Annotated in this window: 27 protein-coding genes and 2 pseudogenes; 3 read left to right on the top strand and 26 right to left on the bottom strand. The window is 48.4% G+C overall.

The window, feature by feature from the left end; genetic code table 11:
• Positions 1-4 precede the first annotated feature (4 nt).
• The 16 genes from ACFPXP_RS16745 to ACFPXP_RS16670 form a co-directional block, all read right to left on the bottom strand.
• Positions 5-1,591: a spore germination protein gene (locus tag ACFPXP_RS16745; protein ID WP_379895490.1), complete on the bottom strand. Its 1,587-nt coding sequence runs from the start codon at positions 1,589-1,591 to the stop codon at positions 5-7.
• Positions 1,592-1,607: 16 nt separating this feature from the next.
• Positions 1,608-2,039: a stage V sporulation protein AB gene (locus ACFPXP_RS16740; protein ID WP_379895489.1), complete on the bottom strand. Its 432-nt coding sequence runs from the start codon at positions 2,037-2,039 to the stop codon at positions 1,608-1,610.
• 39 nt (positions 2,040-2,078) lie between these two features.
• Positions 2,079-2,717, bottom strand: coding sequence for a stage V sporulation protein AA (locus tag ACFPXP_RS16735; protein ID WP_379895488.1), 639 nt, complete (start codon positions 2,715-2,717; stop codon positions 2,079-2,081).
• Positions 2,718-2,844: 127 nt separating this feature from the next.
• On the bottom strand, positions 2,845-3,600 hold the full coding sequence (gene sigF / locus ACFPXP_RS16730) for an RNA polymerase sporulation sigma factor SigF (protein WP_379895487.1): 756 nt from the start codon (positions 3,598-3,600) through the stop codon (positions 2,845-2,847).
• 8 nt (positions 3,601-3,608) lie between these two features.
• Complete coding sequence (gene spoIIAB / locus ACFPXP_RS16725; RefSeq protein WP_379895486.1) at positions 3,609-4,055, bottom strand: anti-sigma F factor; 447 nt, start codon at positions 4,053-4,055, stop codon at positions 3,609-3,611.
• Positions 4,052-4,405 (bottom strand): anti-sigma F factor antagonist, encoded by a 354-nt coding sequence (spoIIAA, locus tag ACFPXP_RS16720; RefSeq protein WP_379895543.1) that lies wholly within the window; start codon positions 4,403-4,405, stop codon positions 4,052-4,054. Before spoIIAA ends, spoIIAB begins: the two co-directional genes overlap by 4 nt.
• Positions 4,406-4,611: 206 nt before the next feature.
• Positions 4,612-5,787: a D-alanyl-D-alanine carboxypeptidase family protein gene (locus ACFPXP_RS16715; RefSeq protein ID WP_379895485.1), complete on the bottom strand. Its 1,176-nt coding sequence runs from the start codon at positions 5,785-5,787 to the stop codon at positions 4,612-4,614.
• A gap of 139 nt (positions 5,788-5,926) precedes the next feature.
• Complete coding sequence (locus ACFPXP_RS16710) at positions 5,927-7,258, bottom strand: pyrimidine-nucleoside phosphorylase (RefSeq protein ID WP_379895484.1); 1,332 nt, start codon at positions 7,256-7,258, stop codon at positions 5,927-5,929.
• 50 nt (positions 7,259-7,308) lie between these two features.
• A complete protein-coding gene (locus ACFPXP_RS16705; RefSeq protein WP_379895541.1) occupies positions 7,309-8,130 on the bottom strand; it encodes a purine-nucleoside phosphorylase in 822 nt (273 codons plus the stop codon).
• Between the two features lie 37 nt (positions 8,131-8,167).
• Positions 8,168-9,346, bottom strand: coding sequence for a phosphopentomutase (deoB, locus tag ACFPXP_RS16700; protein ID WP_379895483.1), 1,179 nt, complete (start codon positions 9,344-9,346; stop codon positions 8,168-8,170).
• 84 nt (positions 9,347-9,430) lie between these two features.
• Positions 9,431-10,330, bottom strand: coding sequence for a site-specific tyrosine recombinase XerD (gene xerD, locus ACFPXP_RS16695; RefSeq protein ID WP_379895540.1), 900 nt, complete (start codon positions 10,328-10,330; stop codon positions 9,431-9,433).
• 190 nt (positions 10,331-10,520) lie between these two features.
• A complete protein-coding gene (locus tag ACFPXP_RS16690) occupies positions 10,521-10,751 on the bottom strand; it encodes a YqzK family protein (RefSeq protein ID WP_379895482.1) in 231 nt (76 codons plus the stop codon).
• 137 nt (positions 10,752-10,888) lie between these two features.
• Positions 10,889-11,341 carry a ferric iron uptake transcriptional regulator gene (gene fur, locus ACFPXP_RS16685; RefSeq protein WP_379895481.1) on the bottom strand — a complete coding sequence of 151 codons (453 nt, stop codon included), beginning with the start codon at positions 11,339-11,341 and terminating at the stop codon, positions 10,889-10,891.
• Positions 11,342-11,518: 177 nt separating this feature from the next.
• Positions 11,519-12,151: a stage II sporulation protein M gene (spoIIM, locus tag ACFPXP_RS16680; protein WP_379895539.1), complete on the bottom strand. Its 633-nt coding sequence runs from the start codon at positions 12,149-12,151 to the stop codon at positions 11,519-11,521.
• A 106-nt stretch (positions 12,152-12,257) separates the two neighbouring features.
• Positions 12,258-13,436 carry an endonuclease Q family protein gene (locus tag ACFPXP_RS16675; protein ID WP_379895480.1) on the bottom strand — a complete coding sequence of 393 codons (1,179 nt, stop codon included), beginning with the start codon at positions 13,434-13,436 and terminating at the stop codon, positions 12,258-12,260.
• Between the two features lie 3 nt (positions 13,437-13,439).
• Positions 13,440-14,003, bottom strand: a complete 564-nt coding sequence (locus ACFPXP_RS16670) for an NUDIX hydrolase (RefSeq protein ID WP_379895538.1) — start codon at positions 14,001-14,003, stop codon at positions 13,440-13,442.
• 135 nt (positions 14,004-14,138) lie between these two features.
• On the opposite strand from ACFPXP_RS16670, the pseudogene mciZ reads away from it, so the two are divergent.
• Positions 14,139-14,219 (top strand): annotated as a pseudogene (gene mciZ / locus ACFPXP_RS16665) (Z-ring formation inhibitor MciZ); the annotation flags it as partial.
• A 19-nt stretch (positions 14,220-14,238) separates the two neighbouring features.
• Here the strand turns inward: mciZ and ACFPXP_RS16660 are convergent.
• Positions 14,239-15,375 (bottom strand): DUF3866 family protein, encoded by a 1,137-nt coding sequence (locus ACFPXP_RS16660; protein WP_379895479.1) that lies wholly within the window; start codon positions 15,373-15,375, stop codon positions 14,239-14,241.
• A 188-nt stretch (positions 15,376-15,563) separates the two neighbouring features.
• Positions 15,564-16,690: pseudogene (locus ACFPXP_RS16655) on the bottom strand (M20/M25/M40 family metallo-hydrolase).
• A gap of 74 nt (positions 16,691-16,764) precedes the next feature.
• Between ACFPXP_RS16655 and prli42 the strand changes: the two are divergent.
• The gene (prli42, locus tag ACFPXP_RS16650; protein ID WP_379895478.1) at positions 16,765-16,869 is read left to right on the top strand and encodes a stressosome-associated protein Prli42; all 105 of its coding nucleotides are present in this window, start codon (positions 16,765-16,767) and stop codon (positions 16,867-16,869) included.
• 7 nt (positions 16,870-16,876) lie between these two features.
• On the opposite strand, the gene ACFPXP_RS16645 is transcribed toward prli42, so the two are convergent.
• The 4 genes from ACFPXP_RS16645 to lpdA form a co-directional block, all read right to left on the bottom strand.
• Positions 16,877-18,190, bottom strand: coding sequence for a dihydrolipoamide acetyltransferase family protein (locus tag ACFPXP_RS16645; protein ID WP_379895477.1), 1,314 nt, complete (start codon positions 18,188-18,190; stop codon positions 16,877-16,879).
• A 65-nt stretch (positions 18,191-18,255) separates the two neighbouring features.
• Positions 18,256-19,239, bottom strand: a complete 984-nt coding sequence (locus ACFPXP_RS16640) for an alpha-ketoacid dehydrogenase subunit beta (RefSeq protein ID WP_379895476.1) — start codon at positions 19,237-19,239, stop codon at positions 18,256-18,258.
• A 14-nt stretch (positions 19,240-19,253) separates the two neighbouring features.
• On the bottom strand, positions 19,254-20,279 hold the full coding sequence (locus ACFPXP_RS16635; RefSeq protein ID WP_379895475.1) for a thiamine pyrophosphate-dependent dehydrogenase E1 component subunit alpha: 1,026 nt from the start codon (positions 20,277-20,279) through the stop codon (positions 19,254-19,256).
• A gap of 89 nt (positions 20,280-20,368) precedes the next feature.
• Entirely contained in the window at positions 20,369-21,790 is a 1,422-nt protein-coding gene (lpdA, locus tag ACFPXP_RS16630; RefSeq protein WP_379895474.1) for a dihydrolipoyl dehydrogenase, read from the bottom strand.
• Between the two features lie 209 nt (positions 21,791-21,999).
• On the opposite strand from lpdA, the gene ACFPXP_RS16625 reads away from it, so the two are divergent.
• The gene (locus tag ACFPXP_RS16625) at positions 22,000-22,305 is read left to right on the top strand and encodes a DUF2627 domain-containing protein (protein ID WP_379895473.1); all 306 of its coding nucleotides are present in this window, start codon (positions 22,000-22,002) and stop codon (positions 22,303-22,305) included.
• 27 nt (positions 22,306-22,332) lie between these two features.
• On the opposite strand, the gene ACFPXP_RS16620 is transcribed toward ACFPXP_RS16625, so the two are convergent.
• The 4 genes from ACFPXP_RS16620 to steA are packed head-to-tail and all read right to left on the bottom strand — an operon-like array spanning position 22,333 to position 25,631.
• The gene (locus tag ACFPXP_RS16620; RefSeq protein WP_379895472.1) at positions 22,333-23,205 is read right to left on the bottom strand and encodes a hypothetical protein; all 873 of its coding nucleotides are present in this window, start codon (positions 23,203-23,205) and stop codon (positions 22,333-22,335) included.
• A complete protein-coding gene (locus ACFPXP_RS16615) occupies positions 23,184-23,882 on the bottom strand; it encodes a glycosyltransferase family 2 protein (protein WP_379895470.1) in 699 nt (232 codons plus the stop codon). Before ACFPXP_RS16615 ends, ACFPXP_RS16620 begins: the two co-directional genes overlap by 22 nt.
• Positions 23,845-24,459 carry a copper transporter gene (locus ACFPXP_RS16610; RefSeq protein ID WP_379895469.1) on the bottom strand — a complete coding sequence of 205 codons (615 nt, stop codon included), beginning with the start codon at positions 24,457-24,459 and terminating at the stop codon, positions 23,845-23,847. Before ACFPXP_RS16610 ends, ACFPXP_RS16615 begins: the two co-directional genes overlap by 38 nt.
• A gap of 47 nt (positions 24,460-24,506) precedes the next feature.
• Positions 24,507-25,631: a putative cytokinetic ring protein SteA gene (gene steA, locus ACFPXP_RS16605; RefSeq protein WP_379895468.1), complete on the bottom strand. Its 1,125-nt coding sequence runs from the start codon at positions 25,629-25,631 to the stop codon at positions 24,507-24,509.
• Positions 25,632-25,865: the final 234 nt, after the last annotated feature.

Genomic DNA, 25,865 nt, shown 5'->3' with positions numbered 1-25,865 from the left:
GTCGTTATCTCGGTTTGCGAGTGCTGTCTACAGGCTTGGTAATGCTTGGCCGAACCTTCGGTTGCTGAAACGGTTTACGGATGGCAATGGAAAATAATGCCTTGGCGTTAAAAGGAATAAATGGCCACATATAAGGAGCATTGAAGGAGCGCTGAAAGATTAAGATCAGCAGGATTGCCGTCGTACCTATAACAAATCCTGGTACTTTAAAGAATGCCACCGCCACAAGCAAAACCAACCGTACAAGCCGAATCGCAACACTTAATTCGTAGCTCGGAGTTGCGAACATTCCAATCGCGGCAACGGCCATATACAAGACAACTTCCGTAACGAACAATCCGGTCTTGACCGCGAACTCACCAATGATGATCGCTGCAATTAAACCCATTGCGGCCGTTAGCGGCTGAGGTGTATGAATGGCTGCCATCCTCAGCATATCGACCCCAAGCTCGGCAATGAGGAATTGCAAAATAAGCGGAACATTGGCCGTTTCCTGCGGGCCGATCCATGCAAGTGCTTCCGGCTTTACGGATGGTTCCGTGACCATCAAAAACCACATCGGGAGCAAGAAAATGGATGCCAGAATCCCAAAAAACCGAACCCACCGAAAATAGGTGCCCACCGTAGGCGTTTGCCGATATTCTTCCGCATGCTGCACGTGATGAAAGAATGTCGTTGGCAAAATCATCGCACTCGGCGATGTATCCACGAACAGGACAACGTGCCCTTCCAGCAAATGCGATGAAATGACATCCGGCCGCTCTGAATATCGTACCAGCGGGAAAGGATTCCACGTTCTTCCCAGCAGCTCCTCCTCCAGCTGCTTATCCCCAAGCGGGAGTCCATCCACTTCAATTTGCGAGATTTTATCCTTCACCGATTTCACCAAATCCAGGTCTACGATGTCGTTGATATACGCAATGCACATATCTGTCCGGGTTCGTTCCCCAATGGTCATCAGCTCAAATTTTAAGCGGGGATCTTTGACTCTCCGCCTTACCATCGTGACGTTCAGCATCATCGTTTCTACAAATCCGTCACGCGCTCCGCGAACCACTTTCTCCAGCGTAGGCTCTTCTATGGAACGAACCGGATAATCTTTCGCATCGATGGCGATCGCTTCCGAAGCGTTCTCGACAAACAATATACTGCTGCCAATCATCAGCTTCTGGACCGCACCAGACATCGTATGCACTTTTTCCACTTGAATATGCGGAATAATCTTTTTAATAAACGAATCAATCGTATTCGAACCAAGCTCCTCCGGCTTGACCCGTGTTAGCTGTTTAACAACCTCAACCATCACTTCGTCCTTGGCATAACCGTTGAAATACAGCAGCGCGGCTTTCTTCCCTACGTATTCCATTTCTCGAAACACAATATCAAAACTCGTGCCCAGACCGATGAGTTCCTCCAATATACGCTTGTTGTCCTCAATCCGATGGGCAATCACATCCGTATTCTTCAGTTCCCACTCCTCTGCCGTAAATATATCCTCCGCCTGCAGCGGCTGCTTCTCGTCTTTGTGCACGCTTACCTTGTGTTTTCTTTGATTCTTGTTCTTCAGATCCTTCGTAGAAAAAAACTTCATGTCCACGTTCCTCCTGTCACGAAAGCTGTTGATACACGAACCAATCAAATAGCGAACCGGCGATTTTGCCGAATACAAACGCCATCAGCAGCCAAGTTAAAACCGATTCTAATCGAAGACGTTTCGCCAAAATGGGAAATACGTTCAAGACTTCCGTTAATGCAGCCGCCAGCATCCCGGTAAACATTCCCTGCAGTAATCCGATAAATCCCGCTCCCATCGGAAAAAAATGAAAATGAATATTATAAAAGTAAATCTGCGTCCATAGTATGGCTCCTAAAACAACGGATCGCTCCAGCTGCCGGATATGTATTTGCCGCCCCAAAATTTGCATCATTCGAGGGATAATATCGAGCACAGTAATAAAAGCGACAAATCCACAGCCTACAGCCAGCCCCGCGGAAAGACCGACGATGACCACCAAAATGACATGAAGTACATGAATCATTTGGACAGCCTCCTAGATTTGCCATACGTTCAGAATTTTTTATCCTTCATGGTGACGATGCGAGTCGGTCATTTTCTTATACTCATCTTGAACGACGTACTGCCTCACGCTTTCTTCATACATAAACATCTCGACCTCTAAAGGATTGGGTTCCTCGTTAAACTTTCGTTTAAAGATGCGGTTAAAGAATAAAATCATGCCTGCCCCTAAACCGAAAGAATAGGGTACCTGCAAGAAAAACGGATTTTCTTGGAAATCCCCCGTAATCAATTGATATATTTTTTGGTGCACTTCCTTCATACTGACGTCCGCGTGAAAATTCATAATCGCAAGCCCCGAACCGAAAAACAATAGCAGCCATATAAAGGCGATTAGCAAAATATTCGGCTTACCCTGCGGCTTGCTCATTTCCACAAGCACATGGGGTTCTCCCAAATTTTCAATGGTCACATGCAGATGTGCCGCCTTCATCTTCTGCATAATCGTGATCATGTCGAGTAGAATCAAATTTCCGTCTTCCTCTGCAGGAGAAGCGAGTACAAGATCGCGCAGCTTCGATTCCAGTTCAGGCTCCGTCATCATCAATGCCACCTGGCCAAGCTTAATCGATTCCCCTCTCGGCAAAACCACCTTTTTTCGGAGCTTCATATAGACAATCGTCGGCTTACCTGGTTCCACCCGGTCTCACTCCTTTCGTGATCCCACTGCTGTCTCGCCTTGTTAGTATGTGACATATGATCAAAGATAAACCCTTTTCAAGCAAAAAAGACGAGACGCGCTGGGAATGGCGCGTCTCGCCCTTGATCTATTGAGCGATTTGATTTTTGATGGATTTCAATATTTTTTTCTCGAGTCTGGAAACCTGCACCTGAGATATGCCAAGGCGGCTGGCAACCTCTGATTGGGTTTGATCGCGATAATACCGTAAATAGACGATCAGCTTCTCCCGTTCAGTCAAGGACCCGATGGCTTCGTGCAGAGCCAGCTTATCGAACCATTTTTCCTGGGAATCGTCAGCGATTTGATCCATAAGCGTAATCGGATCGCCGTCGTTTTCGAATACGGTTTCGTGAATCGATGTCGGCGGCTTGTTCGCTTCCTGTGCAAAAACAACGTCTTCCGGTGTAATCCCCAAATATTCCGCAATTTCTTTAATCGTTGGCAAACGACCCAATGTTTTCGACAGTTCATCCTTTGCTTTACGGATTTTATTCGCTGTTTCCTTGAGCGAACGGCTGACTTTTAACGTACCGTCATCTCTCAAAAATCTTTGAATCTCTCCGATGATCATCGGGACCGCATAGGTTGAGAATTTCACGTCATAGGACAGATCGAACTTATCTACCGATTTAAGCAATCCGATACAGCCAATCTGAAACAAATCCTCCGGCTCGTACCCTCGATTCAGGAATCGTTGGACGACGGACCATACCAGTCTGATATTGCAGTTAACCAGCGTATCCCTGGCACCTGTGTCGCCGGTCTGAGCAAGCGCAATCAGCCGTTTGACCTCGTCGTCATCTAGAAAGTGATGGGTTGATTTTTTCGTATCCAGATCCATGCGACCACCTAATTGTAGAGCGCCTGTTTAGATTTGATCCGCTTCATCATGGCAATTTTCGTACCCTGTCCCGGTTTTGTCGTGATTTCAATCGCATCCATAAAGTTCTCCATAATGGTAAAACCCATCCCTGAGCGCTCCAATTCCGGCTTTGACGTATACAGCGGCTGTCTTGCTAATTCAAGATCCTCGATCCCTTTGCCTTCATCCTCAATGGTGATATAAATTCGGTCTTCTTCTATGCGAGACGAAATGGTCACCAATCCGTCCGTTTTTCCTTCGTAGCCATGAATGATACTATTCGTAACTGCCTCGGAGACAACGGTCTTAATGTCTGTCAATTCATCGATAGTCGGGTCTAATTGGGAAACAAACGATGCAACTGCAACCCGTGCAAAAGATTCATTCTCGGATCGGCTGGAAAACTGCAGCTTCATATAATTGTTTCCATTCATGATACAACCCCCAAACTTGAAAGAGCGAGTCTTTCATTTTGTTCAATAGACATGATTTTAAACAGTCCCGACATTTCAAACAATCGATATATCGATGGATTCACGTCGCAGACGACCATCTTGCCGCCCTTCCCGGTAATTTGCTTATATCTCCCCAAAATGACGCCTAAGCCGGAGCTGTCCATAAAAGAAAGCTCCTTCATGCTCAGGATAATATGACGGCTTTGACCACTCTCGATAACCTCTTCCATCTTCTTCCTTACTACGTCGGCCGAATGATGATCCAGCTCACCTTTCAACCGAACAATCAAAGTGTTGCGGTACATTTCCATGTCCATTTGCAAACTCATCATGCTCACTCCTTCCCACTCTTGATCAAACAGTTTCGCTGCATCCAGAATCAATTCCTGCCCCTCGACAAAACTAGAAGCTGGCGGTCATGAACAGACACGTGAAGCGTACGTTCTGCAGCACAGATAACCAAAAAGCCGGCAAAAAACGCGTAGATTCGATCGCAGCGTCTAGTTGCCGGCTTGCTGTAAGTTGTTTGCGAAGGCTAATCGAAAAACACCATTTTTTTCATCGTCCGTTTAAACAACTGCCACCAAGTTGCTTTATCAATCGCTTGATCCGACTTGATGGGGAACTTCTTAATGATCTCATCGCCGTTTTTCACGACGAGCTCACCGATTTGCTGATCTTTCTGAATCGGCGCTTTCAGCTTCGGATCAAGAACAATCTCATGCGTAAATTGATCTGGGCTTTGTCCTTTTTTCGTTAAAATGCTGTAATGCTGATCTGCTTTAAGCTCCATTTCCTCAAGCTCCGCTTTGCGGATTTTCAATTTCCCGATGACATCCCCTTTTTTATAAATCGGGACATTGTCATAGTGAGCAAAGGCGTAGTCGAACAGCTGCGACACTTCTGCATTTCTTGTTTTGGTGTTCGGCTCGCCCATAACGACAGAGATAATTCGGAAATTATTTCTCTTTGCCGTTGCTGCAAGACAGAATTTCGCTTCACTCGTAAAACCTGTTTTCAAGCCATCCGCCCCTGGATAAAAGCGAACCAGCTTATTGGTATTCACTAGCCAGAACGGATTGTCCGAGTCTTGTCTAAGATAATCTTGATATTTACTCGTATATTGAATAATCTCTTCATGCTTCAATAATTCTCTGGACATCATCGCGATATCGTATGCCGATGAATAATGCTCCTCAGCGGGCAATCCATTCGTGTTGACGAAATGGGTATCCTTCAGTCCGAGCTCTTTCGCCTTATCGTTCATCATTTGAACGAACATCTCTTCAGAGCCTGCAATTTTTTCTGCCATCGCTACCGTAGCGTCATTTCCGGAAGCCATCGCAATGCCTTTCAGCATATCATTTACGCTCATTTCTTCGCCAGGCTCAAGAAAAATTTGCGATCCACCCATCGATGCCGCATACTCACTTGTCCGCACCATATCTGTCAACTTGATTCTGCCTTCGTCTAACGCTTCCATGATCAGAAGCATGGACATGACCTTCGTAATGCTGGCGGGAGGCAGCTTTTCATGCGGATTTTTCTCGTAAATCACCGTTCCCGTATCCGCGTCAATTAATATCGCAGATTTCGCATTTGGCGCCAAGTCTACCTGCGCAGGTTTCTTCTCTTCAGCGAATGCCGGAGCCCAGCTTGCAGAGCCAATCACGGCGGCGGTCATGAGGATGACCATGATTTTTCTCAGCATCGGAATACCCCTCCTATGTTTGCTTGTACACGATCTTCTTAGTAGTGTTAACTGAAGCGGAGTAAAATATTCCAACTAGAACCATCCGATCAAACAAAAAAAACGGACACAGCGCATCGGCCGCTGTCCGTCTATACCATTATCGATATTCAATTCCATCCTTCGTTACAACCGCATAGATCAGCGGCGGCTTCTCTACCGACTTATCAGAGAAGGTATAAGCGGCCAGCAGCTTATCCTTCACGGTTTGCAGCGTTTCGGCATCCTCTGAATTGGCATGCAGTACGGCCAGCACATCGCCCATCTGAATCGCATCGCCGATCTTTTTCTTCAGCTCGATACCGACCGCGAGATCGATATCGGCTTCCTTCGTCTCACGACCCGCCCCCAGCATCATCGCACAGATGCCGATCTCCTCCGCTTCCATGCTATGTATGTAGCCGCTGGTCGGAGAACGAACCTCAAAGAACACCCGGGCCTTCGGAAGCCGTTCCGGGTCGTCGATCACGGAACGGTCCCCGCCTTGTGCAGCGATGAATTCCTTCAATCTGTTCAAGGCTTCACCGGATGCAATAAGCTGCTTCAACTGTTCCTTCCCCTGCTGCACATCTTCTGCCTTCTGGCCCAAAACCAGCATATGTGCGCCGAGCTCGAGGCACAGCTCTGTCAAATCCTCCGGTCCCTCTCCTTTGAGCGTATGTATCGCTTCTTTAACTTCCAATGCATTGCCTATGGCGAATCCGAGCGGCTGGTCCATGCCAGTGATTAGTGCGATCGTGTCGCGCCCTACCTCCGTGCCGATCGCAACCATCGCTTTTGCCAGCTCGATAGAATCATCGGTCGTCTTCATGAAGGCGCCGTCACCGGTTTTGACATCCAGAACGATCGCATCCGCGCCGGAAGCGATTTTCTTACTCATGATGGAGCTTGCGATCAGTGGAATCGACTCTACTGTCGCCGTTACATCTCTTAGCGCATAAAGCTTCTTATCAGCCGGTGTAATGTTGCCGCTTTGGCTGATCACGGAAACGCCTTTCTCCCTCACCTGCTGAAGAAAGTGTTCCTTTGACTGCTCCGCTGCAAATCCCGGGATTGCCTCCAGCTTGTCGATCGTTCCGCCTGTATGCCCAAGTCCTCGGCCGGACATTTTGGCCACAGGCACTCCAGCTGCTGCGACTAACGGCGCAAGTACTAGTGTCGTCGTGTCTCCGACGCCCCCTGTGCTGTGCTTATCCACCTTTATTCCAGCGATGGAGCTTAAGTCCATCTGATCGCCGGATTCGGCCATCACCATCGTCAAATCCGCCGTTTCCTTTGCACTCATCCCTTGAAAACAAACCGCCATCAAGCATGCGGATATTTGATAATCCGGAATTGTGCCGCGCACGTATCCGTCAATCAAAAATTGAATTTCCTCCCGAGAGAGCTCCTGGCCCGCTCGTTTCTTGTGAATGATATCCACTGTTCGCATTCCAGCACCTCGCTTCCGTAAACAGCATTCCAGCAAAGACTTCAATCACATTATAATTTCGGTATGACGTTCAGCACCAGACCGATGAACTTTTCCTTCACCTTCTCTGTCGTCTCCATCACTTCTTGATGAGACAACGGCTGCTGCAATATGCCGCTGGCCATATTGCTGATACAAGAGATGCCAAGCACCTCAAGCCCGGCATGCCTTGCCGCAATCACCTCGGCGACCGTCGACATCCCAACGGCGTCCGCTCCCATTCCTCTCATCATACGAATTTCCGCCGGCGTCTCATAGCTCGGACCGAGCAAACCGATGTATACGCCTTTCTTCAAGGAAATCCCCTGCTCCTGAGCCGCCTGTAATGCCAGCTCTCTAAGCCGGCTGCTGTACGCCTCGGACATATCGGGAAAGCGTGAACCCATTCTTTCATCGTTCGGTCCGATGAGCGGATTGCGGAACGTCAGATTGATATGATCCTCAATGAGCATTAAATCTCCCGGCTCGAATGAAGTATTAATGCCCCCCGCAGCATTGGTGACGAGCAGCGTTCGAATCCCTAGGAATTTCATCACGCGGATCGGGAAAGTCACCGTCTGTACATCATATCCTTCATAGAGATGAAAACGGCCTTTCATCATAAACACATGCTTTCCGGCAAGCTTCCCTACGACCAGCTCACCAGCATGTCCTTGAACCGTGGAAATTGGAAAATGAGGAATTTTATGATATGGAATCGTCATCGCTTCTTCAATTTGTTCAGATAATACGCCGAGTCCAGAGCCCAGAATCAACCCGATTTCAGGCACCTGCCCAAGCTGGGAACGCAAATATTTACCCGCTTCCTCCACTTTCATAACTAATGTATCCATGGACAAAAGATATCCTCCCTTTCAACCTTTCGTTGTTCTACAATATGAGTTCATCCAAAAAACTCTCGCCGTTGCTCGGCATCGTCACATCGAAATTATGCGCAATCGTCGCCCCAACGTCCGAGAATGTTTTTCGAATTTGTAAATTCGCGCTTTGCATGTGTGGACGCCACACGAGCAGCGGCACGTATTCTCTCGTATGATCCGTTCCGTGATGAATCGGATCGTTGCCGTGATCGGCCGTGATGATGAGCAGGTCATCTTCCTTGATTTCCTTCATTAATTCGGGCAGGTGGCGGTCAAATTCCTCAAGCGCACCGGCATAGCCTTCCGGATCCCTGCGATGCCCGAACAACGAGTCAAAGTCGACTAAATTCGTAAACAGCAGTCCTTCAAAATTCGTTCGAAGCAGCTCGATCGTCTTTTGTATCCCGTCTAGATTGCTCTTCGTCGGGTAAGACGCGCTTACCCCTTCACCAGAGAAAATATCGTTGATCTTCCCTACGGAAATGACATCCAGACCCTTGTCGAACAAATGATTCATCACCGTAGGATGTGGCGGCTTCAGTGCATAATCATGCCGATTTGGCGTGCGTTTAAAGCTTCCCGGCTGGCCGACATAAGGTCTGGCGATCACTCGGCCAACGGCATAAGGCGCCTCCAATGTCAGCTCACGAGCGATTTCGCACGCCCGATACAGCTCCTTCAGCGGTATGACGTCTTCATGTGCTGCAATTTGGAACACACTGTCTGCTGAAGTATATACGATCCAGGCTCCGGTCTTCATCTGTTCTTCGCCAAGTTCATCCAGTATCGCCGTACCGGAGGCTGGCTTATTGCCGATCACCTTTCTACCTGTTCTCTCTTCAAAGATCCGTATCAGCTCTGGCGGAAACCCGTCAGGATACGTTTCGAACGGGATGCTCACCTTCAGCCCCATAATCTCCCAGTGGCCGGTCATCGTATCCTTGCCGACAGATACCTCAGCCATCCGGCCGAATTTTGCCTTCGGCGTCTCGACCGGGGGCAGACCCGGAATGGGCACGATATTGCCAAGCCCTAAGCTTCTCAGATGAGGAAGCTGTATATTGGGTACACGCTCTACAATATGTCCGATCGTATGTGAACCCTCATCCCCAAACTTCCCGGCATCCGGCAATTCACCAATACCGACACTATCCAAGACGATGAGCGCAATGCGTTTATACCGCTTCATTGGAAACCTCCATAATTTGGATCTCAGTTGCATAACGTCATTATCTCATGACTGTAATCACAAAGCAAAGTTAAAGAAACATCCCTATTTTTTAGCTCTCGGATGCGTTTGATCGTAAATTTCCTTCATTTTCGATTTTGTGACATGGGTGTATATTTGTGTCGTTGAAATATCGGCGTGGCCCAGCATTTCTTGCACAGCACGCAGATCCGCACCGTTTTCCAACAGATGTGTAGCGAAGGAATGCCTTAACGTATGAGGTGTGATCTCCTGCCTAATCCCTAATTGCAGGGCGTATTTTTTAATAATCTTCCAAAAACCTTGCCGTGTCATTCGGCCGCCTGCTTGATTTACGAATAAGGAAGCCTCATCCGGCTTTTTCTTCGTCAGTACCGGTCTGGCTGCAGATAAATATCTGTTCAAAAAATCAATACAAATTTTTCCTAAAGGAATAATCCGTTCTTTGGAACCTTTACCGATGCACCTAACGAAGCCCATTCCCGTATTTACATTGTCCACATCAAGATCCATCAGCTCGCTTACTCGCATGCCGGACGCATAGAGCAGTTCCAGCATCGCCTTATCGCGCAGACCTGCCGGTTTCGAGATGTCGGGTGCCGCCAGCAGCTTTTCTACCTCCTCGATCGTAATCGATTTGGGCAGTCTGCGATCCTGCTTCGGAGATTCCAAATGCTGGGCAGGGTCTTGTTCAATGAACCGCTCCAGTGTTAAAAATTGAAAGAAGCCTCTGATGGACACAACATTGCGAGTCACAGTCGAGGAGGCTTTGCCCTTCTGCCTTAAGGCGAGCAGGTATGATGTAATATGAAGTTTGGAGACCTCTCCTGCTTCATCCAAACCGAATGTTTCTTTCATATATGAACAAAACTGAGATAAATCACGCTCGTATGACTCCAGTGTGTTGACGGCTAAACCTTTCTCCACTGATAAGTAATCGATAAACTGTTTCAAGTGTTCCAGCATCTTCATCTGTTCCTCTCTGGCTCATTCTACTCATTTGGTTCAACTGTTCCTCTCTGGCTCATTCTACTCATTTGGTTCAACGCTAGAGCCGCCATTTCCTGCATATCATTGTTGGCTTAATGAAAAACGGGCTGTCCACCGGCAAAAATCTTCGTTCAGATCTCTGCTTGCTCGGGCAACCCGCTACTCACTATTCTCCATACCAATAAAACCATTTCAAGCGGTCCACCGTATTCATAGACTGCATATCGTCTTCGACGCTGAATGCTTTCACGGCATTGCCTTCTGGCTGCTTATACTTTTCTGTCGGATCGATCCAATCCGTGACCCACTGGTATACGTAAGAAAAAGCATAAGTCATGATGACGAACATGCCAATAAATTTAATGCGCTCCAGCCATCTTCCTAAATGAATGATCACCCTTGCAACGCCCTCTTCCCTTTTTCATCCTTTACCTCATCCTATGCGGACAACTCTGCCCATATTCGGCCAAAGGACAAGCAAAGGACTGCACCATTCGGTTACAGTCCTTTGCTATAAAAGGTATAGAAAACATATTATGACTTTTTGTTTTTCTCGTTGCAGCGATGACAAATGCCCTGAAAATCCAACCGATGATCCAACACAGTAAAGTGATATTCCTGTTCCAGTCGATGCTCCAGCGGAAGAAGCCAATCCTCCATAATCTCATCGACGGAACCGCACTGTACACAGATTAAATGATGGTGATGATGCTTGCTGTTGTCCCCTCTCAAATCGTAACGGGCAACTCCATCGCCAAAGTTCATTTTCTCCACAACGTGCAGCTCTGTGAGCAATTCCAGCGTTCTATATACAGTAGCTAAGCCGATTTCCGGCGCAATTTCCTTGACCAGCATAAATACATCTTCTGCGCTAAGGTGATCCTCTTCGTTCTCCAACAGTACACGAACCGTTGCTTCCCGCTGAGGGGTCAATTTATAGCCTTGCGCCTGAAGCTGTTGTTTAATCTTCTCAATTCGTGTTTCCATCTCGCTCCCCCTCAGTCCATGAAAACAGCAGATCGTCTAAGATGGCAATCTATCATCTCACCCGTCAGTCACTAATAAAACTGACCATCCGCCTGATCATTTCGCTTCATCGACAAAGGCCCCCAATGAAGCAATCATATGTTTCCATTATAGTGGGATAGCTTACGAGAAGTCAAATCAACCTGCCGCGGTCTGAATGATCGGAGTTACCCATTTCATCAGCACAGGGGATAAAAATGCTTCCAGAAGCGAAGCTCCGAACAGCACAAACATAAATCCGATCATCCCAAAGCTGTATTGTGTGAATGCTTGGGAAACGGAGCCCTTGCGCTCTATTAATCTATTTTTTATCACGAACATCGAAAAGACAACGGCAAGAACACTGCTTAATATTAAAGAAGGAATGATCAGAATGTTTTGCGGTGCAATCGAAGCCAGTGCGAACAGCATTCCCTTCCAAGAAAGCTCCGAAACCAAATATCCGACGGAGAACCCCACGAGTACTCCTTTCAGAAAGATTAATATAAACACGAGCGGCAATCCAACAACGGACAACCCTAATACCCAAATGAGCAGGATCCATTTCAAGTGCATTCCAAACACCTGTTTGAACGAATCGGAGGCGTCAATCGCTACACCCTGCAGATCGTTAAAGAAGCTGCCCAAATAACGGTACATATCCTGCTTCTGCTCCAATGACAAAGCATTGACCAGAAGTGCGCCGAACACCACTCCCATAATAAACAATACCGATACAAAAATGGTCAAAGGCAAATATTCCTGCGTCATTTTCTTCATTTTAAGCTGCATATTCACGTTCGATTTCCTCCCTTGTCCAGTTGTTACATCATATGAGCTAGGGAGCAAATCTATGACATCTAGATCAAAAACCATATGTTCATAGAGTAAGTATGGTTCAGGATTCCGTCTGGACTTTGCCGTATTTACCGCCGCCGCCCGTCGAGATATCCAGGGTCCCTTGGCGCGCTTGTATAATGTACCGGCTCAGTTTTTCTCCGACAGCCTCTATTAATTCCGCTTCAGGCACGCGGTGCAAAATATTCATTTCCGTACCGAACCGTTCCATTAATAAAGCGAGCGTCCGCTTGCCGAGACCGGGAATAAAATCAAGCGGTATTTGGTAATGATATGGCGGTCTCGAAGGATCGACCTTCGGCTCGTCCCGGTCGGCGATATCCCGGATCCGATCCATAACGCCGGAGGTGATTTTCGTACTTCCGCAGTAGCTGCAACGCCCTACTACCGTCTCCGGATCATCTATAATGGTTCCGCAGTTCAGGCAATAGGTGCGGTGATACTTGCCGAGCAGCGGATTCAGTCCGTAATTGGCGATGATTCCGCGATCTCCTTCTCCGCGCAGCGCCTTCAGCCATTCGTCGAAGGAGGCTTCCTCCATACGCAGAAGGTTGTACTCCCTGCCGATTTTCCCTAAGGAATGCGCATCCGAATTCGTAATGAACGGATACCGATCAAGTTCAGACAAATATCCCGCCATCCGCGTATCGGCACTGAGTCCCAGCTCAACGGCTTCAATCAGAATGGGATCCAAAACGGACTCAAGACGATCCGTGCAGCTGCCGTATAAACTTTTGTGCGGTGTAAAAATATGAGCAGGGATCATAACGCCGCCTAGCTCGTACACCACCTGCTGTATTTCTCTGGCAGGGGCGTATGTTCTCTGGGAGCTCAGCGTAATATTCTTGACGTGCCTTCTATGCCAAGCCGTCCACTTCTGCATCGTACTTAAATCTGGAAAGTACACGAGCAAATGTGCCGGACCGGTATGCTCCTCCTTCACCTCAAGCTCACAGCCCAGCAGCACAGTTGTCTGCTGATAGCGGATCCCCCCGCCGCTGACCTCGCTCATTTCACCCGCATCAAGATATCGGATCATATCTTCCTGCACCGCAGGCGAATGACAATCTATAATGCCGATCAGCTCGATTCCTTTGCGCTCTGAGGCTTCTTTAGCGATATTGTAAAATGACAGATTTCGACTGCCCGAAATTTTAACCGGAGTTCCATTGTCTGTTCGGCCAATATGAATATGCAAGTCTGCAAAAATGGGCTTCACTAGTTAGTCCATCCTTCCGGTCTTCTGATAAAGCTCCCACGCATAAATGGCGGTGATCGTTTTCGCGTCCCTAATTTTTCCTTCGGCCACATAAGCCTTCGCCTGCTCTAAGGTGAGAAATTGCTTATTCAAAAACTCGTCCTCATCCAAACGGCTTTCCCCTTGTGTCAGCTGTTCTGCCAAAAACAAATGAATGATTTCATCCGCGAATCCAGGTGAAGTATAGAACGAACAGATCGGCCGCAGCTCCTTACACTCGAATCCCGTTTCTTCTTTCAATTCCCGCATCGCTGCATCCATCGGCTGCTCACCCGGATCCAATTTGCCGGCAGGAATTTCAATAAGGCTTCGCTCCAGCGCCTTACGGTACTGCTCCACAACGACCATCTGATTTTGCCAAATGGCCAATACCGCTACCGCTCCAGGATGCTTCACAACCTCGCGAAATGCAGTATTGCCATCGGGCAGCGTCACCTTATCCTTTTGCAAAGAAATGACTTTCCCCTCATAAATACGTTCGATTTCCATTGTTTCTTCTTTATACGCTTGGTTCTGCTCTGCATACATATCCTTCATCTTCGCGCTCTCCTCCCACGAGTGGTTCTCGCATATTTTGTTTTCAACCGCATACCGTAATTATATAGGATTCCGTTTTGAGGAACAAAAGGGTACGGATCAAGCAATCGAAAGGGGCGTCTTATCGTGAAATGCTATTTGGACAAGCAGCAGCTGCATCTCGTTGGGAAGGCATGGGAAATAAAGTATTACATCCGCAAGCTCGTAAGGGAGTATCCAACATCAGTCAGTCTGGAGCATGTATTAAACTCCAGGCATATTGCGCAGCCGCACATACTGCCGAAAAAAAATCAGGATCGTCATCCAAGCCTCTTCCCATCGTCTTCATCGAATGCGGGTAGAGACCTATCGCAGACCTGATTTCTTCGCTGCTCATCTCACACCAGTGAATTTCGTGTTTTTCCGGAATCCCCCATTGTTCCAGCTGCCGCTGAATCGTTCGTTTATGCTCCTCATTCATAATAGAGGACAGCGGAATGACGGCAGGAGACATGGCCGCAATTTGCAAAATTCCTTCCGTGTGATGGCTCAAACCTTGATGACGGATACGCCGATCTGCAAAGCTGAGTCGAGGCATTAGAATGGGAATCCCCTTCAAGCTTCTGACCGCATTGATGATTTCGCCAACCTCCATTCCAGTATGTCCATACGGAGTACCGGTACCCGCGATTCCTGGGCCCATACATACGATGACTGCATCCGCCTCAAGAACCCATTTGGCAGCTATAAGGGCGGTATATTTGTTCAGTGCTTCAACATCGCCTCCATACGCATGTCCGTATGTCACGGTGCCGTGCAGCCATCCCGACTGCTTCAGCTGACGGACGTGCGAACTGAAGCTGATCGGAAGAGCGCCTCCATCGGTCATGACATATACCAATCTAGGAATAGGCCGCTTTTCCATCCTGCTTTGATGTGCGAACCAGCTGGAGGCGACGGGCAGCATGCTGTGCAGCTCGCCGATGAGTACGGGAAGCCCTTGAAGCTGTTTATGCTTATGGAACAAGTGATGAACGGGACTTGCCTCTTCTTCTGCAGCAAGCATTTTTCTCTGAAGCGGCGTATAACGCAGCTTGATCATGTGACCAGGCTGCTGGGAGACAGCTGTTGTATGCACTTCATGGAAACCGCCCCTGTCCGGTCCAAGTACATGGATAACAAAATGAAAGCCGCCTGTGCCCAGCCCCAACCGAACGGCCGTCGTGTTAAGCAGCAGAAAATCACCGATTGCAGGCTTTTTCTGGTGCCATTCTTGATAATGAAATGCCTTCTCTACCTGTTCCCCAACCTGCACTTTCAGCTCGATGAGATCCCCATCATCCCCCACGACTTCCAGCACTTTTCCGATTTCTGTGTACATCATTGTGACCTCGACCTTTCCCGCATATATTCACAATTATGCACAAACTCACTAAATGACATACGCTCAAGGAATCGGCTTGGAAGTTCCACTGTATGAATGGATCTGCGCAGACTCCAACAAAAAGAACCGTACCTGGAAGCAGCATAGGCTGCACCAAGCACAGTTCTTTTATGTTACGATGAAGACTATCATTCAGCGACCGTCTGTATAATGGAGTAGACCAGCTCCGCTGTTTTGACCAGCTCTTCCACTGGAATTTGCTCTTTCTTCGTATGAATATGTTCATATCCGATTGCAAAATTAATCGTAGGCACGCCCATGCCATTGAAGATGTTTGCGTCGCTTCCGCCGCCGGAGTGGACCAGCTTCATCTCTCTGCCGATTCGTGCCAGTGCCTTTCCTGCGGTTTGAACGACCTCTGCATGCTCGTCATGCATAAATGCGGGATAAATCAACTCGCTGCGAAACTCAGCGCGTGCTCCGAACGATTCCGCTGTCTCTACAAAAGCCGAGCGCATTTTTTCAATTTGTGCCTGCAGCTTATCGTTATTCAAGCTGCGTGCCTCCGCTTTAATTAATACTTCTTCGCAGACGATATTCGTCTCTTGGCCGCTTTGAAGCTGCCGATATTGGCCGTTGTTTCATGATCAATTCGGCCGAGCGGCATTTTCGAAATTGCTTTGCTGGCGACTTGTATGGCGGAGATGCCGTCCTCGGGGTTGACGCCGGCATGAGCGGATCTGCCTATGATATGAATAAACAATTTAGCTTGAGCCGGCGCAGCAACAGCGATTTCGCCTACTTTCCCGTTCGAATCAAGGGCGAAACCATAGCGCGCTTTCAGCTGGGAGGCATCCATCGCTCTTGCACCGACCAAACCCGATTCCTCGCCTGCCGTAATAATGAACTGAATCGGCCCGTGAGCTATGCCGTTCTCCTCGACAGCACGGACCGCTTCAATGATTGCGGCTAGACCGGCTTTATCATCGCTGCCTAAGATCGTCGTGCCGTCGCTGCGAATGTATCCGTCCTCGTCCACCTGCGGCTTGATCCCACGGCCGGGCACAACCGTATCCATATGGCAAGTAAAGAAAATCGGATCAACCTGCTCTTTGCCTCTGCTCGGAGCCCAGTCGATGATAAGGTTTCCTGCGCCATGCCCCGTACGAGAGGCAGAATCATCCTCATGCACATTCATGCCGAAACCGAGAAAAATACGTTTCAATGCGTCGCAGATCACTCTTTCATGTTTTGTCTCGCTGTCAATACGCACTAAATCTAAAAACTGATTGATCGTTCTCTGCTGATTGATCATGCCTCGAACCTCCGGCTTAAAATATGTTACAATACGAAATAGTTACGAAAAACAACCAAAAAGGGGGATTTGCAATGAAGCGGCGGCAAAAAATCCAAAAGATCGTGATCTATTTCATTATCGCTGCCTTAGTCCTGTCGACCGTTGCAATGGGAATGCAGGCACTTACCAGCAGCTAGGCTATTATCAATACAGTTTTGTATCCGGCCCATACGCTTCCACATTATCTTTCACTCTTTGCAAGAAGCGGCCGCAAATAACACCGTCCAATATCCGATGATCTAAGGAAAGACAGATGTTCGCCATGTGCCGCACGGCAATCATGTCATTGATAACGACAGGCTTCTTCACGATCGCTTCGAACGTCAAGTTCGCCGCCTGCGGATAATTTATGATTGGCTGAGACATGATCGATCCGAAGGACCCGGTATTGTTGACGGTGAAGGTTCCTCCTTCTACATCCGTCGGGGACAGCTTACCGGAACGTGCTTTTTTCGTGAGCGTGTCAATTTCTCTGGCCAGACCCGCGATATTTTTCTGATCCGCATTTTTAATGACAGGCACAAATACAGCATCCTCGGTGCCGACAGCAAGAGAAATATTAATATCCCGCTTCACAATAATCTTATCCACGGCCCAAACCGAGTTCATAATGGGGTAGTCCTTGATCGCGTTGACGACGGCTTTGATAAGAAAAGCCAAGTAGGTCAAATTGACACCTTCATTTTGGACAAACTCTTCCTTCAGCTTATTTCTCAGCATGACGATATTCGTCACATCGACCTCAATCATCGTCCACGCATGTGGAATTTCCGTCACACTCTGGCGCATCCTTGTAGCGATCGATGTTCGAATGGGTGTTACATCGATTAAATATTCTCCCTTGCCCTTCAATTCCGCATCCGCATCCAGCTGGAACGCCGGAGCCGGTGTCAAATGCAAACCGCTGCGGCGAACGGGTACGGAAAGCTCTTCCTGCGGTTGGGCAACAGATGAACCTTGTACCGCATTGGACTGCGCTGCAGATGCGGCTGCACCACCGGATTGCACAAACTGGAGAACGTCTTTTCTTGTGATACGGCCTCCTGTTCCAGTGCCCTGAATGTGTTCCAGAGAAACCCGGTGTTCCTGTGCCAATCTTTGAACTGCCGGAGAGTATCTTCCCCGCATGGATGTGTCACCGGAAGGGACTGCGGTTTCCGATGGATTCTCGCTGAAATCAATCGCCTGCTCTTCCGCATATCCGCCTTTCGTCTTGATGGTGCATACGGGCGCTCCCACATCCACGGTCTGCCCTTCTTCTACAAGGATTTCCTCGATTACGCCTTCCTCCGTGCTCGGCAGTTCTGCGGTCACCTTGTCGGTAATTAATTCACAAATCGGCTCATACAATTGTACGCTGTCTCCAGGCTTTTTAATCCACTTCGCAATCGTCGCATTGACTACGCTCTCTGCGAGCTTGGGTACAACAATCGGTTTTACTTGGTTTGAATGAGACAATTGTATCACTCCTCTCCATCCTTCTGATCCACGTTCTTCTATAGCCGCTCTTGATTGGGATGATTTCAATATTCAGCTAATTCCTTCATTGCCTTCTTCAGCTTATCCTTGTTCAACATATAGAACTTCTCCATCGGCGGACTAAATGGCGTAGCCGGCACGTCATAACCGCACAGCCGTTTAATTGGTGCATCCAGCTCATACAGCAGTTCTTCAGCTATGATCGCAGAAACTTCTGCGCCCACGCCGCCTGTCTTATGATCTTCGTGCACAATCAGCACTTTCCCTGTCCGGGAGGCCGCCTCAAGGATCGCTTCTTTGTCTAATGGCTGGATCGTTCTGAGGTCGAGAATATGCGAACTGATACCTTCCTGCTCTAATTCTTCTGCCGCTTGAAGCGCAAAATGAACCGTTAGGCCGTAAGTAATGACGGTAATGTCGTCACCTTCCCGCTTTACATCCGCTTTTCCGATCGGCACGACATAATCTTCGTCCGGAACTTCTCCCTCGATCATTCGATAACACTTTTTATGTTCAAAGTAAAGAACAGGATCCGGATCGCGGACCGCCGCCTTCAGCAGACCTTTCGCATCATACGGTGTGGAAGGGACTACGATTTTCAGGCCAGCCGTTCCGAAGAAAATCGATTCAACGCATTGGGAGTGGTAGAGTCCTCCGAATATCCCCCCGCCGATAGGTGCCCGAATAACCAGCGGACAATCCCAATCGTTATTGGAACGATATCTGATTTTAGCAGCCTCATTAATGATTTGATTCGTCGCAGGGAGCATGAAGTCAGAATACTGCATCTCCGCAATAGGCTTCATTCCGACCATCGCCGCGCCGATTGCAACGCCGGCAATAGCAGATTCAGCAAGCGGCGTATCTAACGCTCTCATATCGCCAAACTCCTCATACAGCCCCTTCGTCGTTCCGAAGACACCGCCTTTGACGCCCACATCCTCGCCTAAAACAAAGACATTGCTGTCCCTTCTCATTTCTTCTGCCATACCCGTACGTATCGCTTCGATATAGCTTATTTTCGCCATCTTCGTTCCCCCCGTTATCCGTTCACTGCGTCATCCGCATACACGTGCAGCAAAGTATCTTCCGGCTTCGGAAAAGGCGCTTGCTCCGCATACTGCGTCGCTTCGTTAATTTCCTGTGTGAATTTTTGAATCAGCTGCTCTTCCTGATCATCCGACCAAATGCCGCAGTCGACCAAATATTGTCTAAATTTCGGCATGCCGTCCTTTTCACGGTGAAATTCAACCTCTTCCTTCGTACGATATGCTAAATCGTTATCCGAAGTGGAATGAGGCGACAATCGGTAAACGACAGCTTCAATCAATGTCGGTCCTTCTCCTCTAAGCGCCCGTTCTCTAGCTTCTTTCACTGCACGATATACCTCAAGGGGATCATTGCCGTCAACTCTCACTCCTGGGAAACCGTATCCCTTCGCTCGATCCGCGATGCATTCCGCACCGACCTGCTTGTTGTACGGCACTGAAATCGCATATTGATTATTTTGACAAAGAAAAATAACGGGAAGCTTATGCACCCCAGCAAAATTGCAGCCTTCATGAAAATCTCCCTGATTGCTGGAGCCCTCGCCAAACGTCACGTAAGAGACGTGGCGTTCTCCTCTCATTTTAGCGGCTAAAGCTACCCCTACAGCATGAGGCACTTGCGTGGTGACTGGGCTTGAACCCGTCAGCATGTTTAAACGCTTATAACCAAAATGAGCGGGCATTTGCCGCCCTCCGCTGTTCGGATCTTCCGCCTTCGCGAATAAAGAAAGCATTAATTCCTTCACCGTCATTCCCATGGAGAGCACAAAAGCAAAATCCCTGTAATAAGGGAGGATATAGTCCACCCCTTTTTCCAGCGCGAAAGCAGCGCCTACCTGAGCTGCTTCCTGTCCGATTCCGGATATATGAAAATTAATCTTACCTGCTCTTTGCAGCATTAAGCCTCGTTCTTCATACTTTCTTGCCAGCAGCATCATCGAATACATGTCGATGACCTGTTGATCGGTCAAACCTAATTCATGATGGTAAAAACTTTGAGTTGCCTGTGCTTCACTCACTTGGGCAGCCTCCTTTTAAATTCAAATCTTATGACACTTCCTCTTATGACCTGGTACTAAATCACTCTTCTATTATACCTTTTTTCCGCTCAGATTCCAATGGCTTTGCCGTCCACTGCCAGCATCGCTTCAGAAATCGCTTCGGATAAGGTCGGATGCGGATGAATCGCGAGCGATACTTCCCATGGCGTTGCTTCCAACAACTGAGCCAGCGATGCTTCGGAAATGAGATCCGTCGCATGAGCGCCAACGATATGCACGCCAAGCACATCATCATTGTCCGCATCCGCGATCACCTTCACAAATCCTTCGGTTTCGCCCATCACCCAAGCTTTACCTAACGCTTTAAACGGAAACATGCCTGTCTTAAGGCGACGGCCCGAGGATTTCGCTTCACTCTCCGTCATGCCTACGCTTCCGATTTCCGGACGTGAATAAATACACTTCGGAATCCGATGAGCGGGAGTATGGTAAGCGGCTTGTCCTGTTAAATGCTCGACCGCACAAATCGCTTCATGAGCTGCCGCATGAGCCAGCTGAAGCCCGCCGTTTACGTCTCCTACCGCGTAAATATGATTCTCATTCGTTTGATAGTGGCTGTTGACACGAATGACACCACCCGCAACCTGTACATCTGTATTTTCCAAACCGATTTCTTCTACGTTCGCCGCCCTGCCAACGCTGACGAGCATTCTTTCCGCCTCTAAAGTCTCCTCTTGGCCGCTCACATCAATCGTATATTGAACGAGGTTTCCGCCCGGTTCCACTCGTTCAGGTATAATCGAAGCGCCTGTCCGAACTTGAATGCCGCGCCCTTCAAATATACGGCGAATTTCACGCGACACCGCCTCATCCTCCATCGGCAGCAGACGATCCGAAGCTTCGATTAATGTGACTTTAACGCCCAGATCGTTCAGCATAGATGCCCATTCGACCCCGATTACGCCGCCGCCGATAATGGCAATGGAATCCGGCAGCTGCTCCATCTGGAAAGCCTCATCACTTGTCATAATTTTCTCGTCCTGCGGAAGACCTGTTAATGTTCTAGGACGTGATCCGGTTGCGATAATGGTGCTTTTCCCTACAACCGTCACCATCTCCCCATCTTCCATCTCTACTGCAACAGCTCCGCTGTTCGGTGAGAAAATCGAAGGACCCATTAATCGGCCTTTCCCTTGAATTACATCAATCTTGTTTTTCCTCATTAACAGCTGGACACCTTCGTACAGCTGGTTCACCACTTCGTTTTTCCTCGCTTGAATCCGTCCGAAATCGACGGTCAGTTCACCCGTTTGAATTCCGAATTCGCTGCTTCGCTTCATCTGGGAAAACAGCTCTGCACTTTTCAGCAGCGCTTTGCTCGGAATACAGCCTCGGTGCAGACAAGTACCGCCCAGCTTTCGGCTTTCCACGACAAGCGCTTTTTTTCCTAATTGCGAAGCCCGTATCGCTGCAGTGTACCCGGCAATTCCGCCACCTAAAATGACAACATCACATTGTATTGCTTCCATACGCACCCTCCATATATGTATATTTCAATTCTATGAAAATATCGAACAAGCTATACTTGCATGCTCAAGGTAAAATCCCTAAAGTTCATTGTAGCGGTTCTGTAATTAGAAATATAGTGTTAAGTTGACATGGACACGGAACAGACAGTATCGTATCATTGGTATTTAGAGAAATCTGATTAGGAATCTGTCTGAAAAGAGGGCGCATAATGAAACAAGTCAACCCCATATTCGCCAGACTCGTTGCCGTCCTGCTGCTGGTCATTCCCGGTTGGGCTGCAACCTATGGCTTTTTGGTCATTAAAAATACGCTATTCGCTTATTTCTCCCAGCACGGCGATGACGGTGCAGACCCGTCGTTGAACTGGCTTAAGCTGATCATCGGGATTGTACTATTTTTGGCTGGCATCAGCTTTATCGGGGGATGGATATTCTTCCGCGATCGCAAGCGCAACTACGTGGCTCCCCGCTTTAAAGAAAAAAAGCCGCCGCGCAGACCCCAAAACAACACTTAAAGGGTGCCTCGAAAGGCACCCTTATTCTTATCCATGCACGCGTCCTATCCGATCGAGCCAGCGAAGCAGCGCATTATTCTCGATCAGCTTGGATATCGAGCTTCTCTCCGCAATCCAATGCAAATAAACGCATCCAACCAGCAAACCGATCTGCACCCAGAGGGGGGCAGTGAAAGCTGCCGTGTAGCCTGCGGAAAATCCAAGCAAATTGGAACCTGTGTCCCCCAGCATCGCCTTCCCCCTTACGTCTAGAGGAAACAGCATAAGAACGGAGATGATCACCGGAAACATAAGAAGGAATGGCAAGACGGGTTCAGCGGCAAACATGAGGGCGGCAAACATCAGAAAGCCATATCCCTTCATCGCTCTTCCCGGCCGAACATCGAGCAGATTGATGGTATTCGTCATGAAGGCCATCAGCAGGAAAGCAAGAACACCTTGTTGAAACGGCAAATTCCACTGTAACACGACGGTTAAAGCAACGATGCCCGTCCCGCCAGCTTTCAATATACCTGTCGTAAACTGCTTTTCCTTGAACACCGCTCCAAGGTGCCCCTTGAATCCTTTAACCGCCGTTGTCCCGATCGTATCATCCAGCCAGCCAATCACGAAAATGATCGATTGATACCATAAGAGAGGAAACAGCAGCGATGTAAGGAGCCTGGACTCTGTCTGCGGGCCTAGCATTCTCTCCAGTATGATCCATAACACGCCATACAGCACGGTTAGAAGCCAAATATAAATGCCGCTCATACTCGGAATACGCTGCCCGGCAAAGTTGTCCCGCTCCAAACCATAATGCTGTAAAAAACGCAAACTTCTCGGTCTTAGCCAATATGCTGCGATGGTAAACAATAGCAGCGCAATACCGACTGTCATCAGGTTGCCCGCTGTCTCCATTTCTCCAACAACGCCCTCCCAACGGCCAAAAATTGTTTCCCCCGATGATAAAAGCCGCTCCAATCTCTACCGGATTCCCGATGCTTAAACGGTACTTCGATTTCCACAATACGGAAACCGCTGCGAGCTGCATCAATCGTCAGACCCACCTCAATGCCAAAACCGCTGCTGAGACCCCCAATTCGCTCCAATACCGCTTTTCTTATCGCTCTTTGACCGGACAAAGGGGCCGCCGATTTAAACCCGCACAATCGATAGATGCCTCCTGAAGCGAGTTTCTTGACAAGTCCAAATCCTCCTTTTCTACGCGCTGGAGGGAACTTGGCAATCGTCATATCCGCGAGACCATCCATCACCGGCCGGATCAGATGAACGGCATGAACGGCACTCTCTCCTAAATCCGCATCGAGAAAAACGATAATATCTCCGCTAGAGCGGAGAAAGCCTTCCATCAGTGCGGCACCTTTCCCCTGATTTTTTCCGTACCGAATCAGCAAATCACACCATCTATCGGCAACCTGCGAAGTCCGATCATTGCTGCCGTCGTCGATCACGATCATCTCCGTCCAAGCTTGCGGATCAACCTCCGTCTTCATTCGATGTAAGGCCTGAAGCGTCTCCCCGATTCGGTGCTCCTCGTTATAAGCCGGAATAATGATAGAAATAGAAGGCCGCATGCGTTTCGTCCTCCAATACGGTTTTTAAATATTGCAAAAACTCAGCGATAGCCGCAGGTTTGGAAATATCCATCTGTTCTGGCTCCAAATATATTATTTTGGGATGATCGATGTCTTCTTGCATCACCGTCTGAACCTCCTCAGGCCACTCGTTCGTCCAGTTCGTACCGGATACGATGAGAAGATCAGGCTTCTCTACCGACTCGCGCCACTTGTTTGCCAAGTCTGCTGGTGTTGTGCCTTCCTCTAGATGTACCTCTTCCCAGACGATGCCTGCCGATTTCATGACGAAAGACAGCATATCCTGCTTCTGATCGTCCGAGCGATACCAGACGACCTTTTTATTCTGAATTCTTGGCGTCAGCTGCTGGTTCACCGTTTGCAGATACACTATCTGCTTCTCCAGTGACTGTGTGCGCTGAATTTGATTTTCATAGCGGGTCATTAGTCGGTCCACCAAATTGTTTTCCGTATGATTCATCCATGTCTGCCCTAAGGTTCCGCCGATAAGAATGCCGATTCCAAGAGCGAAGAAGATGGCTACGATCGATCCAATATGATACCTTGTTGTCAGCATGCCATTTCCCTCCTGTCATCTAAAGCATGCGAGCGGATTAAGAGATATTAGGACAAAGACAATTTAATGTAAATGCGAATCATATCTAAAAAATGACGAAATCCAGGATGAATATAGCCGAGCATCGCAAGTGGAAATAAGGCAGCTACAGGTAGATACCATAAATTTCTCATCTTGACAGGACGATGGTACAGCTTGCTGACTCCTTTCGCATCGACCAGTTTATTGCCAATTTTCATTCGGACAAGCAGAGTGCTGGCCATTCCTTTTCTGCCTTTTTCCAGAAAATCGATCATGTGCGTATGAGCACCAAGCGTAACGATAAGCTCCGCTTTTTTCTGAAAGGCGAGCAGCATAGCGATATCCTCGCTCGTACCTTTCGCTGGGATGGTTGCCGCTTCAAGACCTAATTTGTGAATTCGATGCAGCCCCGGCGCCTCCCCGTCTGCATAAGCGTGGACAAGCAGCTCCGCACCGCACTTGAGCGCTTGATCGGATACACTATCCATATCTCCAACGATCAGATCCGGTTGAAAACCGTTCTCAAGCAGTGCATCCGCACCGCCATCGACTCCGATCAGCACCGGCCTGTAATCTTGTATATAATCATTTAATGCAATGAGATCCTTCTTATAGCCGCTGCCGCGAACAACAACGACGACGTGTCTTCCGAGCATGGAGGTCTTTATGTACGGCAGCTGCAGATCATCGATGACGAAATCCTTTTCCTTCTGTGCGTAAGTAAGTGTATTATCTATAAAATCACTGAGTTCACTTCCGAGGTTTTGCTGAGCTAATGCATTCATCCGTTTCCATCGCTCTCGAGTAAATCGTCTGTACGCCACCTCTCCTGCAGGCGTGACAATGGCCAATTCCGAAATTTTGATCGGATCTCCATGATGAAAATGCTCGAAATCCACCTCGGCGATTTCAAAAATCGGGATATCTGCCTTCAGTAGAATATCAGCTCCACAAGCAGGATAGCGTCCGTTCATCGTGAGCGAAGCATTGATCACGGCTTTCACTTTCGCCTCGATCAATCCGTTCGCCGCCATTTCATCGATGTTTTCGTGTCGGATGACCGCAATTTGTTTTGGCTTGATCGTCCGAAGAAGCTGTTTCGTGCTTTTACCTACACTCGCCACACCGCTTATTTCTTTCGTCCAGCCCATGCTTACCTAACCTCCCAAGCTGTTTCGCGAACGAACTACCACTTAGTATGGTTATTCTTTACAAGCCTTATACTTCGAAACGTAGAGGCAGCTCCATTCTTGAAAGGAAATCATAACCACCCGTCCAACGGGTGGTTTGCTCTGGGGGTATAACCCCCTGTTGCCAAACTGCGCCTAAAGACGCTAGCCTGACAATAAAATTGTTCAGGCTCAGTGTAATTTGTCGCTTTCACT

Source organism: Marinicrinis lubricantis (assembly GCF_042658665.1).
Lineage (GTDB): Bacteria > Bacillota > Bacilli > Paenibacillales > KCTC-33676 > Marinicrinis > Marinicrinis lubricantis.
Note: the sequence above shows the minus strand (reverse complement) of the source record. Positions and strands in the feature narration are given on the sequence as shown.

What these genes read in the sequence shown, in the direction of transcription:
- ACFPXP_RS16745 (WP_379895490.1), bottom strand. Translation starts at nt 1,591, where the DNA reads ATGAAGTTTTTTTCTACGAAGGATCTGAAGAACAAGAATCAAAGAAAA.
- ACFPXP_RS16740 (WP_379895489.1), bottom strand. Translation starts at nt 2,039, where the DNA reads ATGATTCATGTACTTCATGTCATTTTGGTGGTCATCGTCGGTCTTTCC.
- sigF (WP_379895487.1), bottom strand. Translation starts at nt 3,600, where the DNA reads ATGGATCTGGATACGAAAAAATCAACCCATCACTTTCTAGATGACGAC.
- spoIIAB (WP_379895486.1), bottom strand. Translation starts at nt 4,055, where the DNA reads ATGAATGGAAACAATTATATGAAGCTGCAGTTTTCCAGCCGATCCGAG.
- spoIIAA (WP_379895543.1), bottom strand. Translation starts at nt 4,405, where the DNA reads ATGAGTTTGCAAATGGACATGGAAATGTACCGCAACACTTTGATTGTT.
- ACFPXP_RS16715 (WP_379895485.1), bottom strand. Translation starts at nt 5,787, where the DNA reads ATGCTGAGAAAAATCATGGTCATCCTCATGACCGCCGCCGTGATTGGC.
- ACFPXP_RS16710 (WP_379895484.1), bottom strand. Translation starts at nt 7,258, where the DNA reads ATGCGAACAGTGGATATCATTCACAAGAAACGAGCGGGCCAGGAGCTC.
- ACFPXP_RS16705 (WP_379895541.1), bottom strand. Translation starts at nt 8,130, where the DNA reads ATGGATACATTAGTTATGAAAGTGGAGGAAGCGGGTAAATATTTGCGT.
- deoB (WP_379895483.1), bottom strand. Translation starts at nt 9,346, where the DNA reads ATGAAGCGGTATAAACGCATTGCGCTCATCGTCTTGGATAGTGTCGGT.
- xerD (WP_379895540.1), bottom strand. Translation starts at nt 10,330, where the DNA reads ATGCTGGAACACTTGAAACAGTTTATCGATTACTTATCAGTGGAGAAA.
- fur (WP_379895481.1), bottom strand. Translation starts at nt 11,341, where the DNA reads ATGGAAACACGAATTGAGAAGATTAAACAACAGCTTCAGGCGCAAGGC.
- spoIIM (WP_379895539.1), bottom strand. Translation starts at nt 12,151, where the DNA reads ATGCAGCTTAAAATGAAGAAAATGACGCAGGAATATTTGCCTTTGACC.
- ACFPXP_RS16670 (WP_379895538.1), bottom strand. Translation starts at nt 14,003, where the DNA reads ATGTATGCAGAGCAGAACCAAGCGTATAAAGAAGAAACAATGGAAATC.
- ACFPXP_RS16660 (WP_379895479.1), bottom strand. Translation starts at nt 15,375, where the DNA reads ATGATGTACACAGAAATCGGAAAAGTGCTGGAAGTCGTGGGGGATGAT.
- prli42 (WP_379895478.1), top strand. Translation starts at nt 16,765, where the DNA reads ATGAAGCGGCGGCAAAAAATCCAAAAGATCGTGATCTATTTCATTATC.
- ACFPXP_RS16640 (WP_379895476.1), bottom strand. Translation starts at nt 19,239, where the DNA reads ATGGCGAAAATAAGCTATATCGAAGCGATACGTACGGGTATGGCAGAA.
- lpdA (WP_379895474.1), bottom strand. Translation starts at nt 21,790, where the DNA reads ATGGAAGCAATACAATGTGATGTTGTCATTTTAGGTGGCGGAATTGCC.
- ACFPXP_RS16625 (WP_379895473.1), top strand. Translation starts at nt 22,000, where the DNA reads ATGAAACAAGTCAACCCCATATTCGCCAGACTCGTTGCCGTCCTGCTG.
- ACFPXP_RS16620 (WP_379895472.1), bottom strand. Translation starts at nt 23,205, where the DNA reads ATGGAGACAGCGGGCAACCTGATGACAGTCGGTATTGCGCTGCTATTG.
- ACFPXP_RS16615 (WP_379895470.1), bottom strand. Translation starts at nt 23,882, where the DNA reads ATGCGGCCTTCTATTTCTATCATTATTCCGGCTTATAACGAGGAGCAC.
- ACFPXP_RS16610 (WP_379895469.1), bottom strand. Translation starts at nt 24,459, where the DNA reads ATGCTGACAACAAGGTATCATATTGGATCGATCGTAGCCATCTTCTTC.
- steA (WP_379895468.1), bottom strand. Translation starts at nt 25,631, where the DNA reads ATGGGCTGGACGAAAGAAATAAGCGGTGTGGCGAGTGTAGGTAAAAGC.